General features: G+C 56.7%; 21 protein-coding genes. 15 read left to right on the top strand and 6 right to left on the bottom strand.

Going from position 1 to position 24,474, the window contains the following annotated elements; all coding sequences use genetic code 11:
• The first annotated feature begins 98 nt into the window (after nt 1-98).
• From BLT38_RS01330 to BLT38_RS01345, 4 genes are all read left to right on the top strand, one after another.
• Nucleotides 99-3,518, top strand: coding sequence for a TonB-dependent receptor (locus BLT38_RS01330; protein ID WP_083343554.1), 3,420 nt, complete (start codon nt 99-101; stop codon nt 3,516-3,518).
• Nucleotides 3,519-3,627: 109 nt separating this feature from the next.
• Nucleotides 3,628-4,218, top strand: a complete 591-nt coding sequence (locus BLT38_RS01335; protein ID WP_231966672.1) for an SPFH domain-containing protein — start codon at nt 3,628-3,630, stop codon at nt 4,216-4,218.
• Between the two features lie 157 nt (nt 4,219-4,375).
• Nucleotides 4,376-4,753 carry a hypothetical protein gene (locus BLT38_RS01340; RefSeq protein WP_083343556.1) on the top strand — a complete coding sequence of 126 codons (378 nt, stop codon included), beginning with the start codon at nt 4,376-4,378 and terminating at the stop codon, nt 4,751-4,753.
• A gap of 36 nt (nt 4,754-4,789) precedes the next feature.
• Complete coding sequence (locus BLT38_RS01345) at nt 4,790-5,191, top strand: hypothetical protein (RefSeq protein ID WP_083343557.1); 402 nt, start codon at nt 4,790-4,792, stop codon at nt 5,189-5,191.
• A 74-nt stretch (nt 5,192-5,265) separates the two neighbouring features.
• Here the strand turns inward: BLT38_RS01345 and BLT38_RS01350 are convergent, their stop codons facing one another.
• On the bottom strand, nt 5,266-6,183 hold the full coding sequence (locus BLT38_RS01350; protein WP_172838101.1) for a S1/P1 nuclease: 918 nt from the start codon (nt 6,181-6,183) through the stop codon (nt 5,266-5,268).
• Between the two features lie 122 nt (nt 6,184-6,305).
• On the opposite strand from BLT38_RS01350, the gene BLT38_RS01355 reads away from it, so the two are divergent.
• Complete coding sequence (locus BLT38_RS01355) at nt 6,306-7,091, top strand: NIPSNAP family protein (protein ID WP_083343559.1); 786 nt, start codon at nt 6,306-6,308, stop codon at nt 7,089-7,091.
• A gap of 68 nt (nt 7,092-7,159) precedes the next feature.
• Here the strand turns inward: BLT38_RS01355 and BLT38_RS01360 are convergent, their stop codons facing one another.
• Both BLT38_RS01360 and BLT38_RS01365 read right to left on the bottom strand, forming a co-directional pair.
• A complete protein-coding gene (locus tag BLT38_RS01360; RefSeq protein WP_156784974.1) occupies nt 7,160-8,737 on the bottom strand; it encodes a hypothetical protein in 1,578 nt (525 codons plus the stop codon).
• Between the two features lie 102 nt (nt 8,738-8,839).
• Nucleotides 8,840-9,268 carry a DUF1440 domain-containing protein gene (locus tag BLT38_RS01365; protein ID WP_083343560.1) on the bottom strand — a complete coding sequence of 143 codons (429 nt, stop codon included), beginning with the start codon at nt 9,266-9,268 and terminating at the stop codon, nt 8,840-8,842.
• A 135-nt stretch (nt 9,269-9,403) separates the two neighbouring features.
• Between BLT38_RS01365 and trxB the strand changes: the two genes are divergently transcribed.
• On the top strand, nt 9,404-10,378 hold the full coding sequence (gene trxB, locus BLT38_RS01370) for a thioredoxin-disulfide reductase (protein ID WP_083343561.1): 975 nt from the start codon (nt 9,404-9,406) through the stop codon (nt 10,376-10,378).
• Nucleotides 10,379-10,603: 225 nt separating this feature from the next.
• Here trxB and BLT38_RS01375 read toward each other — a convergent pair whose 3' ends face one another.
• Together BLT38_RS01375 and BLT38_RS01380 are read right to left on the bottom strand one after the other, a co-directional pair.
• A complete protein-coding gene (locus BLT38_RS01375; RefSeq protein ID WP_083343562.1) occupies nt 10,604-11,278 on the bottom strand; it encodes a hypothetical protein in 675 nt (224 codons plus the stop codon).
• A 426-nt stretch (nt 11,279-11,704) separates the two neighbouring features.
• Nucleotides 11,705-12,247, bottom strand: coding sequence for a bactofilin family protein (locus tag BLT38_RS01380; protein WP_083343563.1), 543 nt, complete (start codon nt 12,245-12,247; stop codon nt 11,705-11,707).
• A gap of 244 nt (nt 12,248-12,491) precedes the next feature.
• Here BLT38_RS01380 and BLT38_RS01385 point away from each other — a divergent pair, with 244 nt between their 5' ends.
• From BLT38_RS01385 to BLT38_RS01415, 7 genes are read left to right on the top strand one after another with little or no spacing between them, the layout of a single operon-like run.
• Entirely contained in the window at nt 12,492-13,187 is a 696-nt protein-coding gene (locus tag BLT38_RS01385) for a hypothetical protein (RefSeq protein WP_231966673.1), read from the top strand.
• Nucleotides 13,168-15,843 (top strand): M1 family metallopeptidase, encoded by a 2,676-nt coding sequence (locus tag BLT38_RS01390; RefSeq protein ID WP_231966674.1) that lies wholly within the window; start codon nt 13,168-13,170, stop codon nt 15,841-15,843. Before BLT38_RS01385 ends, BLT38_RS01390 begins: the two co-directional genes overlap by 20 nt.
• Nucleotides 15,844-15,861: 18 nt before the next feature.
• Nucleotides 15,862-16,896: a hypothetical protein gene (locus BLT38_RS01395; RefSeq protein WP_083343564.1), complete on the top strand. Its 1,035-nt coding sequence runs from the start codon at nt 15,862-15,864 to the stop codon at nt 16,894-16,896.
• Nucleotides 16,897-16,905: 9 nt separating this feature from the next.
• Nucleotides 16,906-17,928, top strand: coding sequence for a DUF4129 domain-containing protein (locus tag BLT38_RS01400; protein ID WP_083343565.1), 1,023 nt, complete (start codon nt 16,906-16,908; stop codon nt 17,926-17,928).
• A complete protein-coding gene (locus BLT38_RS01405) occupies nt 17,925-19,142 on the top strand; it encodes a DUF4350 domain-containing protein (RefSeq protein WP_083343566.1) in 1,218 nt (405 codons plus the stop codon). Before BLT38_RS01400 ends, BLT38_RS01405 begins: the two co-directional genes overlap by 4 nt.
• Nucleotides 19,139-20,095: an AAA family ATPase gene (locus BLT38_RS01410; protein WP_083343567.1), complete on the top strand. Its 957-nt coding sequence runs from the start codon at nt 19,139-19,141 to the stop codon at nt 20,093-20,095. The genes BLT38_RS01405 and BLT38_RS01410 overlap by 4 nt, the downstream gene beginning before the upstream one ends.
• A 6-nt stretch (nt 20,096-20,101) precedes the next feature.
• Complete coding sequence (locus BLT38_RS01415) at nt 20,102-21,535, top strand: DUF58 domain-containing protein (protein ID WP_083343568.1); 1,434 nt, start codon at nt 20,102-20,104, stop codon at nt 21,533-21,535.
• Here BLT38_RS01415 and BLT38_RS01420 read toward each other — a convergent pair.
• The gene (locus BLT38_RS01420) at nt 21,513-22,532 is read right to left on the bottom strand and encodes a stage II sporulation protein M (RefSeq protein ID WP_231966675.1); all 1,020 of its coding nucleotides are present in this window, start codon (nt 22,530-22,532) and stop codon (nt 21,513-21,515) included. The two genes, BLT38_RS01415 and BLT38_RS01420, sit on opposite strands and share 23 nt — an antisense overlap.
• Here BLT38_RS01420 and BLT38_RS01425 point away from each other — a divergent pair.
• Entirely contained in the window at nt 22,525-23,370 is an 846-nt protein-coding gene (locus BLT38_RS01425) for an RDD family protein (protein WP_231966676.1), read from the top strand. The genes BLT38_RS01420 and BLT38_RS01425 overlap by 8 nt on opposite strands.
• 56 nt (nt 23,371-23,426) lie before the next feature.
• Nucleotides 23,427-24,473 carry an L-glyceraldehyde 3-phosphate reductase gene (gene mgrA / locus BLT38_RS01430; protein WP_083343571.1) on the top strand — a complete coding sequence of 349 codons (1,047 nt, stop codon included), beginning with the start codon at nt 23,427-23,429 and terminating at the stop codon, nt 24,471-24,473.
• Nucleotide 24,474: the final 1 nt, after the last annotated feature.

The following is a 24,474-nucleotide window of genomic DNA, read 5'->3' on the forward strand; positions in this document are numbered from 1 at the left end:
TCATTTCGCATAGCTTCCTGTCCACCTCGCGGGGTCTTCAATCCTGCGACCTGAAACGTTTTCCCCGGTTTTGCTTGTTGCGTTTCTTTGGAGGCTTTATGACAATTTCATTGCGGAGAAGCGCATTGCTTCTGTGCCCGCTGCTGATTGGCGGAACCGCGCTGGTATCCACGCCTGCGGCCTATGCCCAGGCTGCCGGAACGGCCAGTCTTTCAGGAGCAGTGGTCGATCCCGCTGGCGCCACCATCCCAGGGGCTAGCGTCACAATCAATAACGCGGCCACGGACTATACGCGCACCGCCACAAGCGATGCGGAAGGCCGCTACTCCTTCCCCAACATCCCCGTAGGAACGTACAAACTCTCCGTCACGGCGACAGGCTTCGCCTCGTACGTGCAGCAGAACATCCTCCTGCAAGTGGGTAACAGCAGCACCATCAACGCCGAGATGAAGGTCGGCGCTTCCACAGAAGAAGTAACGGTTCAATCGAACAACGTGTCTCTGGAAACCGAGACGGTGAATTACAAACAGGTCGTTGACTCCGCACGCATCAACGAACTGCCGTTGAATGGCCGCCAGCCAACGCAACTTGTGCTCATCACAGGCGGCGCAGTCACTGCTCCCAGCGGCGATATGGTGGGTTCGAAGAACTACGCCACATCAACCGTGATCGCTGTTGCGGGCGGACAGGGTAACTACAACAACTACGTCCTCGATGGCGGTTATCACGTCGACGAATTCACAAACGTCAACCTGCCATTCCCATTCCCCGACGCACTGCGTGAATTCTCGGTAGAGTCCAACTCGCTTCCCGCGCGCAATGGTATCCACCCCGGCGCCCTGGTGAATGCAGTTACAAACTCTGGCACCAACCAATGGCACGGAACCGCATTCGAATTCATTCGCAACAACATCATCAACTCCACAAACTTTTACTCCGTAGCCAAAGACACACTGAAGCGCAACCAGTTCGGTGGAACACTCGGCGGTTACATCCGGCGTGACAAGCTGTTCTTCTTTGGTGGATATCAGGGAACGCGCAATCGTCAGGTAGGCAACGCCACGGGATACTGCATCCCCACGGCCGCAGAACTCGCCGGCGACTTCAGCAAGATGGGTGGCAACTGCGCCATCAACGTGAAGGATGGCCAGACGCTCCTCAATCCTGCAAGCGGAGCGACAATCTCAACCACTCCCGGATCTGCAGGCTATCGTCAGGTAAATACCTCCACCTACAGTCAGCAGTCGTTGAACCTGGTGAAGTATCTTCCCAGCTCACTTGCCGATCAATACGGCTACATCCGTGTTGCGTTGCCAGCGAACTACTCAGAAGACCAATACATCGGTCGGGTTGATTTCACATGGTCCCCGCGTCACTCGTTGTTTGGCCGGTATTACATCACCAACTACAACGCACCATCGTATTACTCGCCAACAAATCTGTTGGTCACCACCACAGCAGGCAATGATGAACGTGTCCAGACATTCACGTTGGGCGACACATTCAACTTCACGCCACGCATGATCAATAGCTTCCGTGGAACCTATGCTCGTCGTCGCAATAACCGTGGACCGACAGCAGGAGGCATCAACGCTCAGACGATCGGCGTAAATATCTACACTTACGTTCCCGTCGATCTTCGACTGACTGTTACGAACGGATTTTCCGTCGGTTGCGGAACTTGCTCGCCGGGCTTCTTCAACGTAAACACTGAAGCCTTCTCCGACTCGATTGACTGGCAGCTCGGATCGCACGCAGTTGCGTTCGGCGGCGAATACATCCGAACAGGAAATAACGTCCTTACCGGTTACCTTCAAAACGGTAACTACACCTTCAACGGCCAGCTAAGTGGCGCTAAGAATGGCAACACTGGCGAAGGCATGATCGACTTCCTCACGGGGCGCATGCAGGCATTCGGTCAAAGCCGTTCGCAGCAAAACTCTTTCCGTCAAAACATCTTCTCGTTGTACGGACAGGACACATGGCACGCAACGCAGAAGTTGACCGCCACGTACGGTCTCCGTTGGGAACCCATGTTGTATCAAACGGACAAGCAGGGTCGTGGCAGCACGTTCGATCAAACAGCGTTTAACAACGGAACACACTCCACGGTATTCCCGAATGCTCCCGCAGGCTCGCTTTACTACGGTGATGCGGGTATTCCCAAGAGCCTCACAAACAATCGCATGTTGAACTTCTCGCCGCGTGTCGGACTCTCCTATGCAGCGGACGATAAGACTGTGATCCGGCTGGGCGGCGCCATCATGTATGACATGCCCAACCTGTTCATGAATCAACGGCAGATCACCAACCCGCCTTACACCAATGAAATCGATATCACCGGTAACATTCCGTTCTCGGACCCGTGGTCGGTCTATCCCGGTGGCAGCCCATTCCCCGGAGTATTTCCGCCAGATAAGACTGCTGTATTTCCTACGCAGGGGCAGTTCGTTATCTTGAAGCGGAATATCCGCACGCCGGTTATCTATCAATGGACAGCCAGCCTTCAGCATGACCTTGGCATGGGTTGGTCCATGTCCATGAACTACCTTGGCAACCGCAATAACTTCCAGTGGATTGGTAACTACTTCAACCACGCAAGATACATTCCCGGTAACTCAACCGGTCTTGCAGGATCGTGCGGCGGACTCACAGGATCGAACCTGCCTGCGTCTGGTTCGGCCTGCTCCACCACCGCATCAGCCAATGCGAATGCACGCACACCGCTTTCGCTCACGAATCCAACGCAGGGTTCGTATTACACGCCAACGATGACGCTCATCGACGACAAAGCATACTCGGTGTATCACGGTGGCATCTTCACCGTGCAGCATCGCGGTAAGGGAAGCTTCAGCTTCCTGGCAAACTACACGTGGTCGAAGTGCATGTCGCTTGCAGACAACCCAGGTGACGTCGCTGCCACCACCTTGCAGAACTCAGACAATCCACGCGGCGATTACTCCTACTGCGGCTTCGATGTCCGTCACATTGCAAACGTCACTGTCGTTGCGCAGAGCAACTTCAAGGGTCTGCATGGATGGGTGTCTGCTGTAGTGAATCACTGGCAGCTTGCACCGTACCTGCGTATGACCAGCGGTGCTGTCTATAACGTCACCAGCGGATCGGACCGTTCGCTTACCGCGCAGGCAAACGATCGCCCCAACGTGGTGCCGGGCGCAAACGTCTACAGCGGCGTCAAGGTAAGAAGCTCAACACCTGGAAACCGTTTTTACTTCGTGGGATCGGCCTACACGCTCAATCCAACCGGAACGTACGGCAACCTGGCGCGCAATTCACTGCGTGGCCCGGCGTACTACAACATGGACGTGGCGCTGAGCCGCATCTTCCCCATACATCAGCGTTTGAATCTTCAGCTTCGGCTTGAAAGCTTCAACATGTTCAACCACCCATATCTCAACGGCTTCACCACCGCCAATCCCACCAGCAGCACATTTGGTTATGCCACCGCCGCAGGCGACCCGCGCATCTTCCAGGCTGCTGCCAAGTTCAACTTCTAAGGGCCCCTTTTCTTTGGTCATTGGGCCCGTCGTTCGCGGCGGGTCCAATTTTTTCTCAGACAGGAGCTTTGAGACAGAATCATCTCCGGCGTAGGGAGCGTCTAATCTAGTGACAGAGATTATGGCGAATTCGTTTGACGTTCTGGCAGGGGTAGCGGTGGAACTGGCGCTGATTGTGCTCGCGGGCACGGTTCTGCAGCGCATTCTGGGCAAGTTGTCATTCGTGCCGTCGCGCATCAAGCTACTGCCGTTCAATCGCGGCGTCCTTCTCAAGGGCGACTCCGTGGTGAAGGTCGTCGAACCCGGCTACCACTGGGTCCGTCCGTCGCAGTCGCTGGTGCCTGTGGATATGCGCACCAAGCCCTTCCAGGTCTCCGCTCGCGAACTGCTTACCGCAGATGATGGCGTCATCCGCGCCGCCTTCGGTGGCGAGTATCGAGTCAGCGATCCACAGCTTTACATCACGCAAAGCTCCGACGCATTCGGCGCTCTATACGTCGCGCTTGAGAAGGTCATCCCATCCGCATCGGTCGAGTTTGAAACGGACACCATCCTCAACACGCCTTCGCTCTTCGCGGAACGTATCGTGGAACTCATCGAACCGCGCGCCGCGCAGTACGGCCTGCGCGTAACCTCGCTTGAGGTGTCCAATAGCATCTCGCTTGGCTGGGTGATGAAGCACGTAGAACCGGAAAGATAACTAACCTAATCTCCGCGTTCTCTGCTTCGCAGGTAAGACTCAGCACAGCCAATTTTCACCCCGCAAAATCTCAGCGTCCGCGACACATTTTCGGTCAGACAAAAGCCAAAATAGGTTCTACAGTGAGAGTGAATCCCAACCTCTCCTGGAGTGACTTGTGAAGCTGCCGATTTTCGTCTGTGTATCTCTGTCTCTTGCTGTCTCCGTTGCCGCACAATCCCAGCCCAGCATCACCGGCACATGGACCACGCAGACAGAGGTGCAGGGAATCGCCGTGAATGAGACCTGCATGTTGAAGCAGGCCGCGGACGGCGCGCTGAGTGGCACCTGCGATACGCCCGGTGGGAAGTTTACTGTTACGGGAAAAGCCAACGGCGGAAATGTAACCTTTTCACACCCTGCTGCGTACCAGGGAGAGGATATGACGGTATCCTTCTTCGGCAAGCTGGATTCTCCCGAATCGATCACTGGCTCCATTGATATGCAGCCAATCAACGCGGGTGGAGCCTTTGCCATGAAAAAGATCAGTAAGTAATCTCAGTGCGGCAACACCCTTTGGTGGAGGACGGAAATGAAGAAAGTATGGATCGCAGCATTCGCAGTCGCAGCACCCCTCCTGGCGCAAACGCCGGCCCCGGCAAACGTTGCCGGCGTGTGGGACATTGGCGGTGAAGTCGCAGGTGTTCAGGTCGTGGAGCACTGCACCTTCGTTCAGGCGGATGACGCCAGCATCACCGGAAGCTGCGACGTGCAGGGAGCCAAGTGGCCCACCACCGGCAACGTCAAGGGCGGCGACGTCACCTTCCAGCACAACGGCAAATACAACGGCGATGACTACACCATCACCTACCACGGCAAGCTGGATAAAGGCGCGTTGACCGGCACCATGGATGTCGATCCGTTCGGCGTCACCGGCAGCTTCACCGCAGCAAAGGGAACCGCCACACCCGCACCAGCTCCTGCAGGCATGTAACTCCGTAGACAAGTTTGCAAACAGAAGAGGGTCGCCATCGGCGACCCTCTTTCTTTGCGTCCTTAACTCGTAACTTACTTGCTAGCCGGCTTCTGAGAAGCGCTCTCGCGCTGTGCCTCAGCCTTCTCCGCATCCACCGGCGCATAAGCATGCGGAGGCTGCGTAAACGCCGCATTCAATTCCGCCGCCAACCGAAGCCCACCCAGCTCCAACTGACGATCAATCGTTGGAATGAACTTCTGGTAGTACGCCTCATCAATATCAGCGCCAGTCTTCACCATGCCTGCGTCAGAGACAATCTTCGACTGTTCTGTCCAAGCCACAGGATCAATCGGCCCAGCCTCTACCGAGTGCGCTTTGATATCACCTTCCAGCATCGCCAGATACTGCTTGTCGCTCAGCTTGCGACGATCAATCAGGAATCCATCCCAGATCGCGTGCAGGTTGCACTTCGAAGTGGTGGCATAGCTGCTGCACGTCGTCTGGCCAAACGCGGTGACGATAATCCCATTGCCACCCTTCTCCACACCCGACGCATGAAACGGCTGATGGATATCGCCCACAAAATGCACCAGGAACTTCAGCGCCGTGGCGCGCTCCGATGGATCAAGTGTCGTATCGGCAACAATCTTTTCAAAGAATGGAATGCGATCCGTAGCGCAGTCGCGCACCTTGTCGTTGTAGCTGCCCATCTTCACGCCCGGCTGCAACGGGCAATCGCGGTCGCGATCGTACTTATCCGTATCTCCCGGAATATCCGTGAAGTGCCAGTTGCCCGTCTGCGTCACGCTGGGGCGATACACATCCGGCCACGAAGCCACGTCTTGCAGCGATTCCTTACCCAGCAGAAACTGCACATTCTTGCGCGCAACCGGAGTCAGGTGGTCCCACGCAATCTCCGCCACCAGGCGGTGTCCCTTCTCCCACCACGCATGGGCGGCAGACGGCAAAAGAACGGCAACAAGGGCGGCTGAAGCAAGGAACTTACGCATACATTCAGCATAATGGAGCGCCACACGCCGAGACATGTCATGCGTGTGAAACCACTCGCCAATCCACGCGTCTCCGGTAAACTTTCTCCGCACACTCGATTTCATCCAAGAAGGAACCGAACATGAACCGGCGCGACTGGTTAAAGGGAGGCGCTGCTCTGGCAGCCGCCGCAGGAATGGCAAACGCAACCCCGTCCGTGGCGCAAGGCACAAAGCCCCGCAGCTACTTTCTGACACGCATTTACAAAATGCAGTCCGGCCCCTCTGGCAAGCTCCTCAGCACGTACCTGTCTGACGCTCTGTTGCCCGCGCTGCAGCGTCTCGGCCTCGGTCCCGTCGGTGTCTTCAATCTCAGCTACGGCGACGCCACACCGCAGGTCTACGTCATCATCTCTGGCAACGACCTTGAGAAGCTCGCCAAGCTCGACCTTCTCCTCGCGAAGGACCCAGCGTTCGTCACCGCCGCCGCTCCGTTCTGGGCAACACCGGCCACGCAGTCGCCATTCATCACCGTCACCAGCCGCCTCTCGATTGCGTTTGAAGGCTTTCCGCAACTCGTAGTCCCGGCAAAGGAGCCGCGCATCCTGCAGCTCCGCACCTACATCAGCCCCACCTTCGCCGCGCACGAACGCAAGGTCGAAATGTTCCACCAGGGCGAGTTCCGCATCTTCGAAGAATCAGGCGCACGCGGCGTCTTCTATTCCGACAACCTCATCGGCCCCGACCTCCCCAGCCTCACCTACATGCTGTCGCACAAAGACCTCGCAGCCATGGATCAGAACTGGAAGAACTTCCTCAGCCATCCCGACTGGAAGAAGCTCTCCAGCAACCCGCGCTACGCCAGCGAACCCATCGTCACGCACGTAGACAACCTGGTGCTCACACCCACGGCTTACTCGCAGATCTAGCAAATCAATAACAAACAAAACGCCCTCTTCTCCCACAAGAAACACAAGGAAGAAGAGGGCGTTTCTATCTACTGGCAAGCCGAGTTCTTCGCCCCCGGTAGCGTTACAAAACTCACCGTCAAAGGCGCAAAGTTAACCTTCCCCGCAGCAACCTTCGCACCAGCCATGGCAGGCAACGAACCATCCCCGCCAGCAACAAGTTCCGTCCCATTCAGCATCGTCTGCTTACTCGTCAGCTCCGACGACGAAAGCGTGTAACGCTCTCCCGCAACAGGCAGCGTAAGTGCCTGCTCCGCGGAGTTATCAAAGTTAATGACTAACAGCGTCACACCTCCCTTGTGATCGCGTTCGCAAGCAGCGTACACACGCGCTTTGCCCGTCAGCGAAACGCCCGGATCAAGCACACGCACATCCATCGTTCGCTTCCACAACACAGCAGCCCAAAAATCCGGACGAGGCGCATACGTCTCTTCATCCAGCAGCCCGTAATCGCTTGAAGCCAACGTATTCACCATCACGCTGCGCACACCCTTCGCAGACAACGAACCAAGCTGGTCCATGAACCGAAACACATCTACAAACTGCGCGGCAAAAGGATCGCCGCCACACGCCGCCTCACTCGTCTCCGTCAGCCACATTTGCTTGCCGGGAAGATACTTATCGCGATCCGCAGCGTAGTGATTGAACCCCTGCATATTCCGGTCAAACCACGCTGCCGTCATCGCGGTCTCAGGCGTGTTCACAAACTTCAGCCCCATCATGCGCGTGCATCGCTGCGAAGCGTCGGAATAAAAGTGATATGAGAACGCATCGAAGATCGGGCCCGTGGCCTGCAGCATCTCCGGCGTCGTGGGCGATAGCTTCGGCCCACCGGCAGTCGCTCCACCAGCCATCACCACACCCTCACCAATACTCCCCGGCCCCAGCAGCAGAGTCCCGGGTGAAGCTTTCTTCAGAAAGCTGCGGAACGCCTTCACATCGCGCCCAAAGTCCGCACCGCTATAACCGGCAGGCGCGCCGCCAATCGACGCATACGTCGGCTCGTTCATGAACTCCGTAGCGGCAATATGCCCACCCACGCTCTTCGTGTACTCAAAGAACCCCGCCGCCTCCGCAGGAGTCCAGGCCCCACTCGCATCGCGCGTTCCGGCACTCGTTGCAACAGACGTCACCAGCTCCGCTCCCGCCGCGTGTGAAAAGTCCACCACACCCTTCCACTGCGCACGCGTCAACACCGCCTGATAGCCCGTTGGCGGAGTCTTCGGTGCGGGATCATCCGTGTTCTGAAAGAAGCTGCTATTCCGCCACGTCCCACTCACACGCATATAAGCCGGAGCCAACGCACTCGCCAGCCGCCGCAGCTTCGCCTGCGAAAGGTCAATCGGAGCGCGGTACTGAAACATGCTCGGATCAATCCCTACAGGCGCATTCGTATTCGCCGTCTCGGCGGGCGTCTCAGCTTTGGCGGAATACGGCTTCCAGAAACGGCCACCCGTAACCTCCACCGTCTCCACGTTGTACGAAAGAAAGCGCGGATCAACCTCCGCCACCTTCTTCATCGACCCCGGTTGAACAGCGGTTTGGCAGGTTGCAGCAAAGGTCGTGAGCAACAAAAACGCAATACCGGAAGATCGAACAACAGCCATAGCGGAGCATCCTCAACAGTTACGTGTGCTCGCAATACGCCGCAGCACGCGCAAGTGTTCCGCCGCCTGTGTAGTGAACCGAGCTACCGCCTGTCAACCCGCTCAAAGAGCGCGTCGTGCCAGCCCGCGTACGGTTTCGCACACCACGCCATACACCACATGCGTCACCATTTCGCTGCGATGCTCACGGCCTGAATGCGGATCAGGACGTTCCAACAACCCCAGGGCCGGTAAAACGCCTTCGTGTGTCACGGCCATCATCGTCATGCCAAAGTTGGCCCCATGCCTGTCCGTGACCGGCGGATAGAGTTCCGCCAGCGCGCCATACGCGGCACCTGCCGCAGCGCCCAGCACCCATGGCATCAGCTTCTTGTCGTCGCTGTCCCGTCGCGCCAGTTCAGGGTGTGGCGGATACACCTTTTCCGCAACGGTTTTGGCTGCTGTGGCCACCAGGCCGCCAATCATTCCTGCCAGTGCGCCCTTCAAAATGTCTCGTGCCGGTGCGGGAAGTTTCTTCGTTTCTTTCGTCATAGCTCTCTCTGGGACGCCGACCTCGGGAACCGGGTGGCCCGTCTTGAATCCTTTCATGGTCCTCGCGCATTTAGAATGATGGCTGTTGCGCTGCTTCGTACAGGTCAGCGCAAGAGAGACAGCAGATCGGACCTCATGTCGAACACATCCTCTACGCCTTCCAGCACCACACGCGACGTTGTCATCCTCGGTTCCGGCGTCAGCGGCCTCACCGCTGCCATTTACACGGCGCGCGCCAACCTCAAGCCGCTCGTCATTGAAGGTCATGAACCCGGCGGCCAGCTTTCCATCACCACCCTGGTTGAAAACTTCCCCGGCTGGCCTGATGGTGTGCAGGGCCCTGAACTTGTGGAGAACATCCGCAAGCAGGCACAGAAGTTCGGCGCAGAAATTGAGATGGGCCACCTCCACTCGGCCGACCTCTCGAAGACCCCCATCGAACTGAACTTCGGCGGCAGCCACGTCGTGCGCACGCACACGCTCATCGTCGCGTCGGGTGCATCAGCCCGCTGGTTAGGCTTGCCCAGCGAACAGGCGCTCATCGGCCACGGCGTTTCGTCCTGCGCCACCTGCGACGGCTTCTTCTTCTCCGGTAAAGAGATCTGCGTCATCGGCGGCGGCGACTCCGCCATGGAAGAAGCCATCTTCCTCACGCGCTTTGCCACCAAGGTCTACCTGATCCATCGCTCGGCCACCTTCCGTGCCAGCAAGATCATGCTGGACCGTGCCATGGCCCACCCGCAGATTGAGTTCCTTCCAAACACCGTCGTGGAAGAAGTTCTCGGTGTGGAACAGAAGGAAGTCAGCGGCATCCGCGTGCGCAACACCGTCACCGGCGAGGTGAAGGAAATCGCACTCAGCGGCTTCTTCCTCGGCATCGGCCACATCCCCAACGCCAAGTTCTTTGAAGGCCAGATGGATCTGGACGCAGACGGTTACATCAAGAGCAAGGACAACGTCTTCACCACGCTCGACGGTAAGATCATCCCCGGCGTCTTCGCCGCAGGCGACGTGCAGGACCGCCGCTACCGTCAGGCCATCACCGCCGCGGGCACGGGCTGCATGGCCGCTCTCGAAGTCGAAAAGTACCTCGAAGACCACGGTCGCTAATCCGCATCAAGACACAAGGCAAGTAAAAGAGGCATCCCCAACGGGATGCCTCTTCTCTTTACGATTCCGGGTGCCCCAGGTTCGCGAAGCTAACCTGGGTATTCGTGCAAAGCACGATTCAGCGAAGCTTCAACGCGCAAAGCGCGTCTTCTTTCGGAAGGGCAGGGCTTCAGCCCTGCCGTAAAAGCTGCCAAAGATAAGGGGCTTTAGCCCCCGAGGGAAAGCCTACTTCGTAGCCGCCGGTGGCGTCGTCGCAGGAGCGGTAGTCGTAGCCGGAGTCGTCGTAGCAGGCTTCTTCTTCACAGTCTTCTTCTTCGTGGTGGTCTTAGCCGGTGGCGGAGCAGCAGCTGCTGCAGCCGCGGCCTGTTGCGCGGCGGCAATCTGGGCATTCTGCTGCTGAACAGTCGCCTGCAACTGGCTGATCTTCTTGTCCTGCGCCGCAGAAGAGCTGATGATGCGCTCGCCCAGGCTACGACGTGCCCCATCCAGCGACGCCAGAGCCCCGTCCAGGCCCTCAGCCTGGTCGCGTGGAGCGTTTCCCTTACCCGCAATCTGGATGCGCAGCAGCACGTTATACAGCGCGTCCAGGTTCAGCAGGATACGAAGACTCGCAGGCACAGAGTCGGGCGCCTTATCGGAATCCGCAAGAAGGGGAGGCAGGGTGTTCTGCAGATCCTTCTGAACCGAGGCCAGATTCGCATCCACCTCGCCACGCAGTCCGTTGCCGCCCTTCCACTTGTTCAGGTCCACATTGCTGCCAGCCTGCGCCACCTTGTTCAGCGCCGGTTGCACCAGTGAAGTGGGCTTCTGCGCTGCATCACCAGCAGCGTCCTGCGCAGTAGCCGTGGCTATGCCACCCAGAACAAAAACGGAAAGTAAGGCAAACGTTCGCAAACTCATAAAAATAAGGGCTCCTCCACTTTGAGAGACGTCTCAGTGACGTGGGTTGCATGCACGCCAAACAGTGACAAGCAAATACTTCTCCAAATTCGCTGCGATTGAATACTGCCACAATCGACGGAAAAAGTTGTCAACCCCACAAATCACCTAAATCTTTCAAATCAAAAGAAATAGAGTTGGCAGGTTATTTTCCGCAAGTCACTAAAATAGAAATCAGGGGAAGTCGCGAACCCACAATCGTCAGCTAAACCCTTTCGAAAGACGATTTTGCCCCTAACTTCAATGGATAGACGATTTTAGCGGCACTCGCAGCGTAACTCGTTTAGAAAGACGATTTTAGAAAGACAGGGGGAGGGGTACCCCCACACTGCCATCCCCAAATGAGAAACCCCGCCGAAGCGGGGTTTTCTCGTAAAGCGGGTTTGCTTACGAAGCCGATTCCACGCCAACAAGCTGGCCCTGTTCGGCCGGTGCGGATGCGGCGGCAGCAGCGGCAGCCTTCGGGTCGCCGGGCTTGCGGATGTCGATGCCGCCCTTGAAGAACGCGCCGTCCTCAATGGAGATGCGGGCTGCAATCACGTCACCCGTCAGCGAGCCTTCGCTGCGGATATCAATGCGGTCGCTTGCCTGGCAGTTTCCGCGAACCTTGCCCAGGACCACGATCTCGCGGGCAGAGATGTTCGCTGCAACCTGGCCATTGCGGCCAACGGTCACGCGGTTGCCGGGAAGGTTGATGGTGCCTTCAATGCGGCCATCGATGTAGAGCGATTCCGATCCGGTAACTTCGCCCTTGATCATCAGGCTCTTGCCAATGGTGGCCTGCTCACCGGTAGCTGCAGGTGCCTGCGGGCTGGCAGTGCGGGTGCTGGGCTGCTGTTCATACGACGACACAGCAGGCTGGCTGGGACGAACGGGTTCTGGGGTGGAGGGTGTGGCAGCGCCGGAGCCGGGAGTGTTGGGTTTCCACATGAGCTTCTTGAGTTTCCTTTCGGCTTGAAAATCCGGGCGGATAAGCGGCACAGCGGCCGTGTTTCCGCAAGAACTTATGCCTGCATCTTACGCCTCCGTTTACTCGGTAGATTCTGCCGACCAGCGGAAAACTCTACCAATTTACGGAGGAACCTTCCTGGATACGCGAAAATCCCTTCGCCGCCACAGAATTCCAGATCTTTGGTATTTGCCCCGGTAGCTTCGGCAGCATTACCCTCCGCGTATGCGTTTTATCCGGTTCTCCACAATGCTCGCCGTCCTCCCGGCGCTGCTGGTAGCTCATGCTGCCGCACCAAAGGTCCATACCGTCGTTTTGGGGGCGTCACGCCGTGTGCCATTCGTGGCAGCAGATGTATCCACCGAGGCGAAGGAGGACGAGGCAGGAACTCTGCGCATCCGCCCGCTGATCGTGGATGGCAAGACACACGAATGGCTGACCGGCGACACGCATGACATCACAGAGCGTAGCTTCGTGGCGCGTCGCGTCCTACACATCAACGACGCTCTGCCAGGAGAGAAGTCTGGTCGCTGGGTCTGGCAGCCGGGCTCTTGGATATTGGTGGACCGTATCTCCGGCCACGTAACTGCTCTGCACCTGCCGGACTTCGACGCCAGCATCAGTGATGTGGTCTGGTACCGCGACTACGCGGCGTACTGCGGTATTCACACCACGGCAAAGGCAAGTGGTCTCAGCGCAGAGGTGTGGCAGATTGGCGCACACAAGGCGGCACTGTCCAAGGTCATCGCACCGTGGCCGCAGCCGGAACGCGTTCGTCCCGTCTGCCTTCCCGCCGTGTGGCAGCGCGAACCTATGCGCGTCACCGTGAAGCCCAACGGTGGTGATCCGGTGGTCTATAACGTAGTCGGCACCTCCACCCAACTGGTGGAGGATGGCGAAGGTGGAGACGACGACAACTGAGTCGCCACACTTGACACCGAGCGCGCTGCTGGAACGCCTCTACTCCGTGATACCCATGCCGGGGACTCAGGCATACACTGTCCGCATGCGTCTTCGTTTTCTCCCGTTTGTTTTTGCAGTTGCAGTCACAGCTTCGGCACAGCGACTTCCCTCGGATGTTCATCCCGAGCATTACTCGCTGCATCTCACGCCCAATCTGAAGGCAGCAACATTCACAGGCGAAGAGACGATTGATCTAACGCTGGACTCGCCGAAGACTGCGATCACGCTGAATGCGATCGAGCTGAAGATCAACAGTGTGAAGGTAATTCGCCAGCGCATCGCAGACGCGCAGAAGCAGGAACTGGGACAAACGGGAACCGTAAGTTACGACACCAGCAAGGAACAAGCGACATTCACCTTTGCCTCGCCGCTTCCTGCGGGAAGAGTATCGCTCTCTATTCAGTTCACTGGCATCCTGAACGATAAGCTGCGCGGCTTCTATCTCTCCAAGACCGCGAAGCGCAACTATGCAGTCACACAGTTCGAGGCGACCGATGCACGTCGCGCCTTCCCCAGCTTCGACGAACCTGCGATGAAGGCAACGTTCGATCTGGCCATGACCATCGACAACGGCGATACCGTAATCGCCAATACGAACATGACCAGCGATAAGCCTGCGGACAACGGCATGCACACGCAGACCTTCGCCACCTCGCCGAAGATGTCCACATATCTTCTGGCCTTTCAGGTAGGCGATTGGACCTGCTCCAAAGGCGAGTCCGATGGTATTCCCATCCGCGTCTGCTCCACGCCAGACAAGGTCGCACTAACACCCTTCGCGGTGAAGGCAGCGGAACACTTCCTGCATTACTACGACCAATACTTCGGCGTGAAGTACGCAATGCCCAAGCTCGACCTCATCGGCATCCCTGACTTCGAGGCAGGCGCGATGGAGAACTGGGGTTGCATCACCTACCGCGAAACCGCACTACTCGTGGATGAGAAACACTCTTCTCTGAGCGACCGCAAGAACGTGGCAATCGTCGTGGCGCACGAGATGGCGCATCAGTGGTTCGGCGACCTCGTCACCATGAAGTGGTGGGACAACCTATGGCTGAACGAGGGCTTTGCCACATGGATGGAGTCCAAGGCAGTGCACGAGTGGCAGCCAACATGGGGCGTGCTTGAGGACGAAGCCCAGACCCTCAACAGCACACTGAACCTGGATGCAGCCGCACAGACGCGAGCCATCCGCAGTAAGGCAGATACACCAGAGGAGATCAACGAGCAGTTCGACGGCATCGCATATGGCAAAGCAGGTGCAGTCATCGGCATGGTGGAGCACTACGTTGGTGAAGGTGCCTTCCAGAGCGGCGTACACAACTACATGGAAGCCCACAAGTTCGGTAATGCCACGGCGGAGGACTTCTGGGGCGCGCAGACCAAGGCCAGCAGCAAGCCAGTCGATGCCGTCATGGAGAGCTTCGTAGCACAGCCTGGTGAACCACTGCTCACCTTCACCGCTAACGGCAAAGGTAGCTACGCAGTGAAGCAGAGCCGCTTCTTCCTCAACCCTCCGGCAACGAAGCCTATCCAGTCTTGGTCCATTCCCATCTGCCCCACGAACGGAACATGCCAGGTGATCCGCGCTAACACCGACGTTACGGCAACTGCACCGGAAGACCTGCGTAACGCCAGCGCCCGAGGCTACTACCGCAGCAACTACGACACAGCCACCTTACAGTCCGTGCTGCAACACGCACCGTCTTACACTGCACCCGAACGCATCCTGCTGGTGGGTGACCGTTACGCACTGCTCCGCTCCGGAGAAGGCTCGGTCGGTGAGTACATGCAACTGGTGCAAGCGCTACGAGCAGACCCAAGCGCGCAAGTACTACAGCAATCGGTAGGCGGCCTCGGCTCACTCCGCACCCGTGTCGCCACCGACCAGCAGTCGGATCAGATAGAGGGGTGGGTGAGGAACCAGTTTGGCCCCGTCTACCACTCACTGGGAAAAGCTTCCTCGTCAGAGTCAGTCGAAGCGGAGCAACGTCGTGTCACATTGTTCAGCTTGCTTGGTGGTGCGAAAGATCCCACTGTACTGACTCAGGCAAATACCATTGCCAACGCCTATCTCAGCGGCGATAACAAGGTAGACCCCGAGCTTGCACAGTCTGCGTTGGCTATCGCAGCGCAACATGGAGATGCGGCTTTGTACGACCGCATGCAGAAAGTCGCGCAGACCAGCACCGATCCCAACCAGCAGACACAGGCGTTGTATCTTCTGGCATCGTTCGAAGACCCTGCGCTAGTGAAGCGTACTTTGGATGATGTAGCTGCCGGCAAGGTCCGCAATCAGGATAGTTGGATACTTCTCTCAATCCTGTTGCAGTCACGCAAGACACGTCAGCAGACATGGACGTATATCAAAGAGCATTGGGATGCGATCCACGCACAGTTGACGACTAGCAGCGGTAATCGTCTGGTATCTGCAACGGGAGCGTTCTGCTCGCAGGAAGAACATGACGATGTGCAACAGTTCTTCGCTTCGCATAAAGTGGAATCCTCAGACCGTGCTTTGCGTGACGCGTTGAATAGCATCAACAGTTGCGTACGGTTCCGCGGCCAGCAACAACCGGGCCTGCAACAGTGGCTGTCGACTGCTTCACACTAGGTAAGAAAGAGAGCCGCAATGGAAACGCAGCCTGGCTATCAGGGATTCTCGCCCTCCAGTTATGGAGCGGCCTCAATGCCGCAACCCACTGCACCACCGCCTGCGCAACCGCCCATGATGCGGCCTCTTTCCACCGGCGAGATTCTTGACCGCACGCTTGCTCTGTATCGCAGACACTTCTGGCTGTTTGTTGGAATCGGCACTGTACCGGCAGCGGTTGTGGCGTTAAGTACCGGGCTGCGACTGCTATTCCTAAACACTTACATAAAGTTTCCTAGTCCCACAGCAGGGAATCCAAGGGCTGCGTCGCAAGCAGTTGGTGCTGCTGCTCTGTTGCAGGTTGAATTTCTACCTGCGTTGCTGCTGATCCTGGTCACGTACGGAATTGCGCAGGCCGCTACTGTGCGTGCTGTTCAGGAGTTGTCTCTGGGGACTCTTCCAACTGCAGCCGAAGCTTATGGCGCAATTCGAGATCGGTGGCTACGCTGGACTGGGATTGTGCTGCGCCAGCTATGGAGTGCCGCATGGCCCATGTCGGTTGGCGTTTTGTTGGTCATGATTGCGCTACTGTTGCCGGGAGGTGCCAACGCGCATCCTGCCGCATTCGTCAGTCTTGTCTTGCTGGCATGGTTACTGATCATTGCTGGTCTTGTTCTGGGAGTATTGAACTATCTGCACGTGGCGTTGGCTCCAGCCGCTGGCGTGATGGAGAACCTTGGCGTTAATGCGTCATTGCGGCGATCCCGTACTTTGGTTTCCGGAAGAAAGGGCCGCATCTTTCTGGCGCTTCTGCTTGTGTACGTTCTGCACATGGTGGCGGGCGGTCTACAGTTGCCATTCGCACTCCTTGCTGGGACGATGCATGGCGCACAACGCATTCTGCTGTTGGCAGCCGATCTACTCATTGCCTTTGTTGCGACTGCATTGGTTTCACCGGTGGCATCCATTGCACTGGCCATGTTCTATACGGACGAGCGTGTACGTCGCGAGGGCTATGACATTGAGCTGCTGCTTCAGCGCTCCATTGCAGAACGCGCTGAAGCGGGAGCCTGATCGCGGACGATGATCTTTTCGCAAGGTGCCCGTCGATGGCTTTTGGTGATGGCGTCTATTGGACTCGGCTTGTGCGCCCGAGCGCAGATGCCCGCGTTGACTCCGCCACAGGGTCTGCCTTCGTTGCAGGACGTTTCCGTAGAAGAGTATCGGCATCATCTGGATCAGTTACGTGGTCTGGTAGCGGATTGCGGGCGTGTCGTAACTGCGTGCAATCCCGAGAGCGTTGGAAATGACGATCGCGTTCATCCACTGCAAGGTCAACCCTATGCTGTGCGTTATGGATGGCTCCGGACGTTGATGGATGATCGTGATCCCGCAGTGCATCGTTCACGTACCGAATTGCTTGCACAAGCAGAACAACGATTGAGCGAACAGGAAGAAGATCTGGATCATCCAAAGTCTGCTTCGCCTCTGAAACAGGAAGATCGTGTGCAGCGTGATCGTGTGCTGGCTTCGAAAGAGTTTGAAGTAGTGCATGAATATTCTTGGCGAGAGCGTGCCAGCGCATGGCTGTCAGAGAAGCTAGCGCGCATCTTCGGTGGTGCAGCTTCGCTTGGCCGGATTGCTCCATGGCTTGGGAAAGCCCTGGAATGGGGATCGTTGCTTGCAGCGATTACGTTGCTCGTCCTCTGGATCTATCGCACACTGGACCGGCAACGTACTGCGCTTGGAAAACTGACCGGTGAAGTATCGAAGCGCGAAGCCATAGAAGCTTCTCGCGCGTGGGCTGAATTGGCGCAGATACATGCGACAAACGGAGAATGGCGCGACGCGGTTCATTGTCTTTATTGGGCAACCATCGTTCTGTTGGAAGAACGCCGTACTCTGCGTCGGAGTGATACACGCACACCGCGAGAGGTGCTCCAACTGTTGGTTGTCTCTCCACAGTTGCGTGAGCCGTTGGCTGCGCAGACGGTTGCGTTTGAACGCATCTGGTATGGCTTTGCCCAAGCGACGCAGGAAGATTATGAATCGGCGCAGCAAAGTTATCGCAGCGTCAAGGGCGTTGCCATGGGAGCGGCGATATGAGGCCGCCAAATGCAGATCGTCGTACCGTGTTGTGGGTGCTCGGAGTCATGGCGCTACTGGTGACGCTGACTGCCATCTTTGCTCCTGCAACCAGTGATGATGACAAAGCGCCCACCACATACAATTCCGGTGCTGCCGGTTGGAAGGGTGCTTATCTCCTGCTGCAGCGGCTTGGATATAACGTAAGCCGATCCGAAACACCTGCATCCATGCTGGATCGGACGGACGCTGTCCACACGACGTATGTACTGGCCTCACCGAACACTCCCGCCGAAGATACCCAGAAGCGGGATTACGAAGCATTGGAGCGTTTTCTTCAGCGCGGTGGCCGCGTTATCGCGACAGGATCAAGCGGCGCGTTGTTTCTTCCCGGTGGCCGTGCTGGCAGGCCCACACAGTTTGTAGGAGATCTCTGCAATGCCATGCCAGAGGGAAATGGTGAACTGGCACAGGCAGGAAGCTTCTCACTCTACGATGCAGCGCCATGGAATGCGCTGGAACCGCTGGCACGTGTGGATGCGCGATGCGGAGCTGACGCCGTGCTTGTGCATCGCGACTATCCGCATGGCGGTGCGATGATTTATCTCGCCTCATCGGAGCCGTTCAGCAACCGTGGCTTGAAGCAGGATCAATCGTTACACCTATTACTGCTTGCGATAGGGCCATCATCTGGAGAGAGCCGTCGTACGGTCATCTTTGACGAGTTTTATCGCGGCGAGCAAGCATCACCGTCGGACTACCTGCGTGGCTTGCCATTACGTTCGCTTATCATGCAGGCACTGCTCGTTCTCTTATTGCTGATGTTCACATACACGCGTCGTAGTGGGCCTATACGCGAACCAGTTGTGGTGCCACGAACATCCCCGCTTGAGTTTGTAGAGAGCATGGGCGCGTTGTATGAACGAGCAGGTGTATCCAAACCTGCTACGGACGGAGCTCGTCGCAGACTTCTCGGGTTCCTGATATCCGTGTGCGGTCTACCCGCCGAAATGGCTGAGTCTAGCCAAAGGACAGCAGATTTTATTGCGCAGCGGTTTGGTATATCTCAGGAATCACTGGCTACGCTACTAGAACGATTGCAGGCTGCTCGTTATGAGACTCTGCGTCCGCGTGATGCACTTGCGCTCGTGCGCGAGACCGATGCAGAGATCGAACGACTGCAAGTCATGATGAAATCATCCCAATCCCAACCGCTTGTACAGGAGATGAAGTGAACACCCCAAGCCATTCCCTTGAGTTATTTCAAAGCGGCCGCGAAGAGCTTGGCCGTGTTCTTGCTGGTCAACAGGAGTTGATTGAGCAATCGTTGCTGACGCTGCTTTGTGGAGGACATGCGCTCGTTGAAGGTGTTCCAGGTGTGGCAAAGACGCTTGCGGTGAAGACACTCGCTCGTTTTCTTGGCTTGGATTTTCGTCGTGTGCAGGGAACGCCAGACATTATGCCCGCAGACATTTTAGGAACGAATGTGTTCTCTCCAAGGACGGGTGAGTTCGCCATGCATCGCGGGCCAGTCTTCACTGAGTTTCTGCTGGCCGACGAAATCAACCGCATGCCTCCCAGGACGCAGGCGGCGCTGCTTGAATCTATGGAAGAAAGACAGGTAACGCTTGATGGTCAAACATATCCGTTGCCAATCTATTTCACAGTCTTTGCAACGCAGAATCCTCTCGAATTTGAAGGCACATATCCGCTACCGGAGGCGCAGTTGGATCGATTCTTATTGAAGATCCGTGTTGCCTACCCTGAATTCTCAGAAGAACGCGTTGTGCTTGAGCGCCATCATGCGATTTCGGTAGGCCATCGTCTCGAGGATATTTCGTTGACACCAGTCGCACCGCAATTGTTGGAGGCGGCACGTGCAGAGGTGCGTGCAGTGCAGGTGGAATCAGCGTTGTTCGACTATCTTCTTGCCATTGTGCGGCGCACACGAGAGTGGCCTGCGTTGATGCTTGGAGCATCGCCCCGTGCAGCTACAAGTCTGCTGTTGGTTGCCAAGGCATATGCGGCGCGTGATGGGCGCGACTATCTTCTTCCTGACGATGTGAAGTTTGCTGCCGCGCCAGTCTTGCGTCACAGGCTGATCCTGAAACCAGAAGCAGAGCTGGAAGGATTCAACACGGACCGCGTGATTGCAGATGTGCTAGCTGCGACTCCATTGCCTCGTTAACAAAGCATGCAGACGCTGATCCCATTACCGGTTACCGCTATTGCGCATCCCAAAGGGAGGCGTTTGGGCAGGCTGCTGGGCTTTGGCGCCACACCGCGTCTATTGCTTCTGCTGGCCGCATCGATACTACTCAGCATCCCGGCTTTCCTTGCCAGCCGTACACCATGGTTGATGTTTGGTTTCGATGCGTTGCTGCTTGGAGCATTCGTCGTGGACGCTCTATTGTTACCAGCGCCTGAGCGGTTTGAATTAACGAGAAGATTTCTTCACGCCCCAGAGTTGGGAACACCGATCGCTATTGAATTGCAGGCAACGAAGTCTGCGGTTGGAATTCATAAGTTGCGCTTTACGGATGACCTTCACGCATCCATGTTGTTCTCTGAGGCGATCGGAACCGCTGTCAGTTATCCAAGCGAGCCGTCGAAAGTGGAATACGTGGCGACGCCGTCGCAACGCGGCGATTTGGCGCTCGGAAAACTGTACTTCCGATATCGCAGCGCGATTGGATTTGCCGAGCGGTGGGCGGTAGCCGATCTTCGTCAGACCATTCGTGTCTTCGCAGCGGGCGAGCAAGCGAACGAGTCTTCGGAATTATTTCTTTTGCGTGCGCGACAGATTGAACTAGAAAAAAGAAGGCTGCGCCGCATTGGTCTGGGGCGCGAATTTGAACAATTGAGGGACTATCGCATCGGCGATGAACTGCGCAATATTTCATGGAAGGCGACGGCACGGCACAATCGTCTGATCACGCTGCAATTCACTACAGAGCGTTCGCAGCAGGTGTGGATTGTGCTGGACGCCGGAAGGTTGTCGAGAACAACATTCGCGTTGGAAAAGGCGCTTGCGGTCAACGGTGAAGGGGATGCAACACAGATTGTCACGCAGTTGGATCAGGCGGCGTCAGCGGCTGGACAGCTTGCGCGCGTCATCCAGCAGTCGGGCGATCGCAGTGCGCTATTGACGTATGGCCGCAGTGTCCAGCAGCAGTTGCTGCCATCGTCGGGAACGTTACATCTGCGTCGCATGATTGATGCGTTGTCGCAGGTGCGATCCGAGACAGCGGAGGCTGATCATCTGATGGCTTCTGTTCGTTTGCGGCAGTTGCAACGCCGACGCGGACTAGTTTTATGGATCACGGAGATGACCGAAAGCGCGGGGAGGCCGGAGATTGTGACGGCTGTCAGCGCGCTGGTGCGCCGTCATCTGGTCGTGCTTGTTTTGCTGCAGCAACCAGAGTTGGAGGCATTGGCTTCGTCTTCCCCGAAAAACGCGCACGAGATGTATGCCATTACTGCAGCGCAAGAAATGCTCGATCGTAGAAGAACCTTGCTAGCTCAGTTGCGTTCACAAGGTGTGTTGGTCGTGGAAACCAATGCGGCCAACGTTGCCGCCGACAGCATTTCCAAATATTTGGAAGTTAAATCGCAGGGACAGCTTTGATATCGAGCTGACGATTGCGTCCGCCCTCGCTCAACCAGAAAAACAGTCCGGTCAGCAACAGTGCACAAACAGAAAATTTCACTGCTCTTGGCACGTGCGTGGGATCGAGAAAAGCTTCTAGAATTCCCGCGATGAAAAGCATGGGTATGGTGCCTGCAAGCAGCCTCACAGCTTCACTGCCTGCGCGCGCAAGTGAGGTTCGCCGTGTTAATGTTCCTGGAAACAGCAAGCCTGTGGCTATGCGAAGGCCGGCGCCACCGGCTATAAAGATGCTCGGCAGTTCCAGTGCGCCGTGAGCCGCGACAAAGCTCCATAAGTCCAATGCCATACCGTGCTGCGCGCAGGCGGTGGAGATAATGCCGACGCTCATGCCATTCCAGAACAACATCAACACGGTGGGAATGCCCGCGAGAATGCCGCCCGCAAAGACATAGAACGTAACCGCAATGTTGTTCGTCATGATGGCGCTGGATTCCTGTGGCTTCGCGCTCAATACACTCTCAGTCCACATCTCATGGCGCTCAATGGTGGCCACCATCTCCGGCCCCAGAACGGCGCGCATGAAGTGTGGGCGAGCAATTGTTTCCAGAGAGCCAAGCAGCGCACCCAGAAGGCAAAGCGTAACTGAGGCGGCGATGTATGGCCACAGCCGTCGCACCAGTATCGGGAAATCCGCACTCAGAAAGCGCCAGACGCTGAGCATACTGGTGCGCTGTCCGCTATAGACATGATTATGGGCGCGGCTAACAAGGCGATTGAGATATTCCGCTAGCGATTGCGCCGTGCGATCGCTCCTTACCGCCGAGAGATCTGCCGTTGCGCGCCGATAGAGCAGGCCGAAGTCGCGCAGTTCGTCTGCTGTGAGGGACTTCAATCCCTTGGTCTCCACAGTTGTCGTTAGCGCATGCAGCCGATCCCAATCTTCACGTCGCGCCGCAATCCAGCCGTTGGAGACCATATAGTGAATGCTAACTGGAGAGTCTGCCTCTGTGAGCACGTTTTCCCAACCGCCCGCCACTTTTGACGACCACGCAATCGACACGCCGGAGCAGGTGGCGCTTTACTTTCCACTGGCTGGCTTGGGAAGCCGGTTTCTCGCGGCTGCACTGGACATTGCGATCCAGACTGCGGTTACGTTATTGCTCGTCCTTGTTGCGGTAATCGTATTCAGCGCCATTGGCACACACAGGCTGGACAATATGTCCAACACTGCTGCGAAGTGGTTTACAGCACTGCTCATCCTTGGATACTTCACGCTGATCTGGGGTTACTACACGCTATTCGAGGCATTTCGTAACGGACAGACGCCGGGTAAGCGAGTTCTGAAGATCCGCGTGATCAAAGACAGCGGACGACAGATCACGTTCTTCGAGGCATTGGCGCGCAATCTACTACGTGTAATCGACAATTTGCCCGGAGCTTATCTCACAGGTGTAATTTCCATCCTTGTTACGAAGCAGAATAAGCGGCTAGGCGATCTGGTTGCCGGCACCATTGTCGTGCATGAACGTACCGACGAGTTTGGTGGATACTTGTCTGCACCTGTGAGCCGTAGTTTCACTTCCAACATTTTTCAGGCCCCTGCGGCTCCGCCTCCAATGTTGTCTGAGATTCCAGCGGATCGCGTTGCACGTCTCACTCCTAATGATTTGCATCTGATCGATAGCTTTCTGGCTCGTGCGATTTCGTTGCCCATGGATGTACGCGCTCAGCTTGGGTCGCGTCTTCTGGATACGCTATGCACGAAGATGGATGTGCCCGTGCCGACGGATGTGCCTCCTGAGAGAATATTGGAGGCGCTCGCTTATACCTTGCGCGGCGCGGGAAGAGCGTAATGCCAGCCGCGTATACTTTGCGATGCAGATAGCTTTTATCCGTGGAGAGTAAGTGCATGGCATTTCCGCAGTCGTACGTTGCCAACCCTGATCGCTACAGCAATGCGCAGTTCCGCCGCTGCGGCAAGAGCGGCATTCAGTTGCCCCTGATTACGTTGGGCCTATGGCAGAACTTTGGTGGCGATGATGTCTATGAGACAGGCCGAGCCATGTTGCGTCGTGCATTCGACCGTGGTGTGACGCATTTTGATTTGGCGAATAACTATGGGCCACCGTATGGCTCTGCTGAGGAGAACTTCGGCAAAGTGCTTCGCACAGACTTCGCAGCGCATCGCGATGAACTCATCATTTCGTCCAAGGCTGGCTGGGATATGTGGCCCGGGCCGTATGGCATTGGTGGATCGAAGAAGTACCTTGTTGCTTCGCTGGATCAGTCGCTGAAGCGTATGGGGCTCGAGTATGTCGATATCTTCTACACGCACAGGCCTGATTTCGATACGCCAATTGAAGAAACAGTAAGCGCTCTTGCGCAAATCGTCCGCCAAGGCAAAGCGCTTTATGTAGGCATTTCCTCCTACTCTCCAGAGCGCACGAAGATTGCTTATGAATTGTTGGCGAAGGAAGGCATTCGTCTGCTGATTCATCAGCCTTCGTATTCCATGTTGAATCGCTTCTTAGAGCAGGGACTGCTGGACACGCTGGGAGAACTCGGCGTGGGATGCATCGCGTTTTCGCCGCTCGCACAGGGACTGCTAACAAACAAGTATCTGAAGGGTGATGCAACACAAAACACACGAGCAAGCGGCGGCGACAGCAGTTTCAGTAAAGATCTGTTGAAGCCGGAAACGCTTGATCGGGTACGCGCGTTGCATACGATTGCGGAAAAGCGTGGACAATCGCTCGCGCAGATGGCTATCGCGTGGACACTGCGTGATTCTCGCGTTACTTCATCGCTGATTGGAGCTCGCAACGTTGCCCAGTTGGACGATTCGCTGAATTCTTTGAACAATCTCGCATTCACCGAAGAGGAACTGAAGCAGATTGATCAGTTTGCCGTCGATACGCCAGAGATTGATTTGTGGCGTCCGGTAAACAGCAGATAAC

This window comes from Terriglobus roseus, assembly GCF_900102185.1.
In the GTDB taxonomy this organism is placed as follows: Bacteria; Acidobacteriota; Terriglobia; order Terriglobales; family Acidobacteriaceae; genus Terriglobus; species Terriglobus roseus_A.

Coding starts and splice junctions, on each gene's coding strand:
- BLT38_RS01330 (WP_083343554.1), top strand. CDS start 99: ATGACAATTTCATTGCGGAGAAGCGCATTGCTTCTGTGCCCGCTGCTG.
- BLT38_RS01405 (WP_083343566.1), top strand. CDS start 17,925: ATGAGGCCGCCAAATGCAGATCGTCGTACCGTGTTGTGGGTGCTCGGA.
- BLT38_RS01355 (WP_083343559.1), top strand. CDS start 6,306: ATGAACCGGCGCGACTGGTTAAAGGGAGGCGCTGCTCTGGCAGCCGCC.
- BLT38_RS01375 (WP_083343562.1), bottom strand. CDS start 11,278: ATGAGTTTGCGAACGTTTGCCTTACTTTCCGTTTTTGTTCTGGGTGGC.
- BLT38_RS01365 (WP_083343560.1), bottom strand. CDS start 9,268: ATGACGAAAGAAACGAAGAAACTTCCCGCACCGGCACGAGACATTTTG.
- BLT38_RS01380 (WP_083343563.1), bottom strand. CDS start 12,247: ATGTGGAAACCCAACACTCCCGGCTCCGGCGCTGCCACACCCTCCACC.
- mgrA (WP_083343571.1), top strand. CDS start 23,427: ATGGCATTTCCGCAGTCGTACGTTGCCAACCCTGATCGCTACAGCAAT.
- BLT38_RS01345 (WP_083343557.1), top strand. CDS start 4,790: ATGAAGAAAGTATGGATCGCAGCATTCGCAGTCGCAGCACCCCTCCTG.
- BLT38_RS01400 (WP_083343565.1), top strand. CDS start 16,906: ATGATCTTTTCGCAAGGTGCCCGTCGATGGCTTTTGGTGATGGCGTCT.
- BLT38_RS01350 (WP_172838101.1), bottom strand. CDS start 6,183: ATGCGTAAGTTCCTTGCTTCAGCCGCCCTTGTTGCCGTTCTTTTGCCG.
- BLT38_RS01385 (WP_231966673.1), top strand. CDS start 12,492: ATGCGTTTTATCCGGTTCTCCACAATGCTCGCCGTCCTCCCGGCGCTG.
- BLT38_RS01395 (WP_083343564.1), top strand. CDS start 15,862: ATGGAAACGCAGCCTGGCTATCAGGGATTCTCGCCCTCCAGTTATGGA.
- trxB (WP_083343561.1), top strand. CDS start 9,404: ATGTCGAACACATCCTCTACGCCTTCCAGCACCACACGCGACGTTGTC.
- BLT38_RS01360 (WP_156784974.1), bottom strand. CDS start 8,737: ATGGCTGTTGTTCGATCTTCCGGTATTGCGTTTTTGTTGCTCACGACC.
- BLT38_RS01415 (WP_083343568.1), top strand. CDS start 20,102: ATGCAGACGCTGATCCCATTACCGGTTACCGCTATTGCGCATCCCAAA.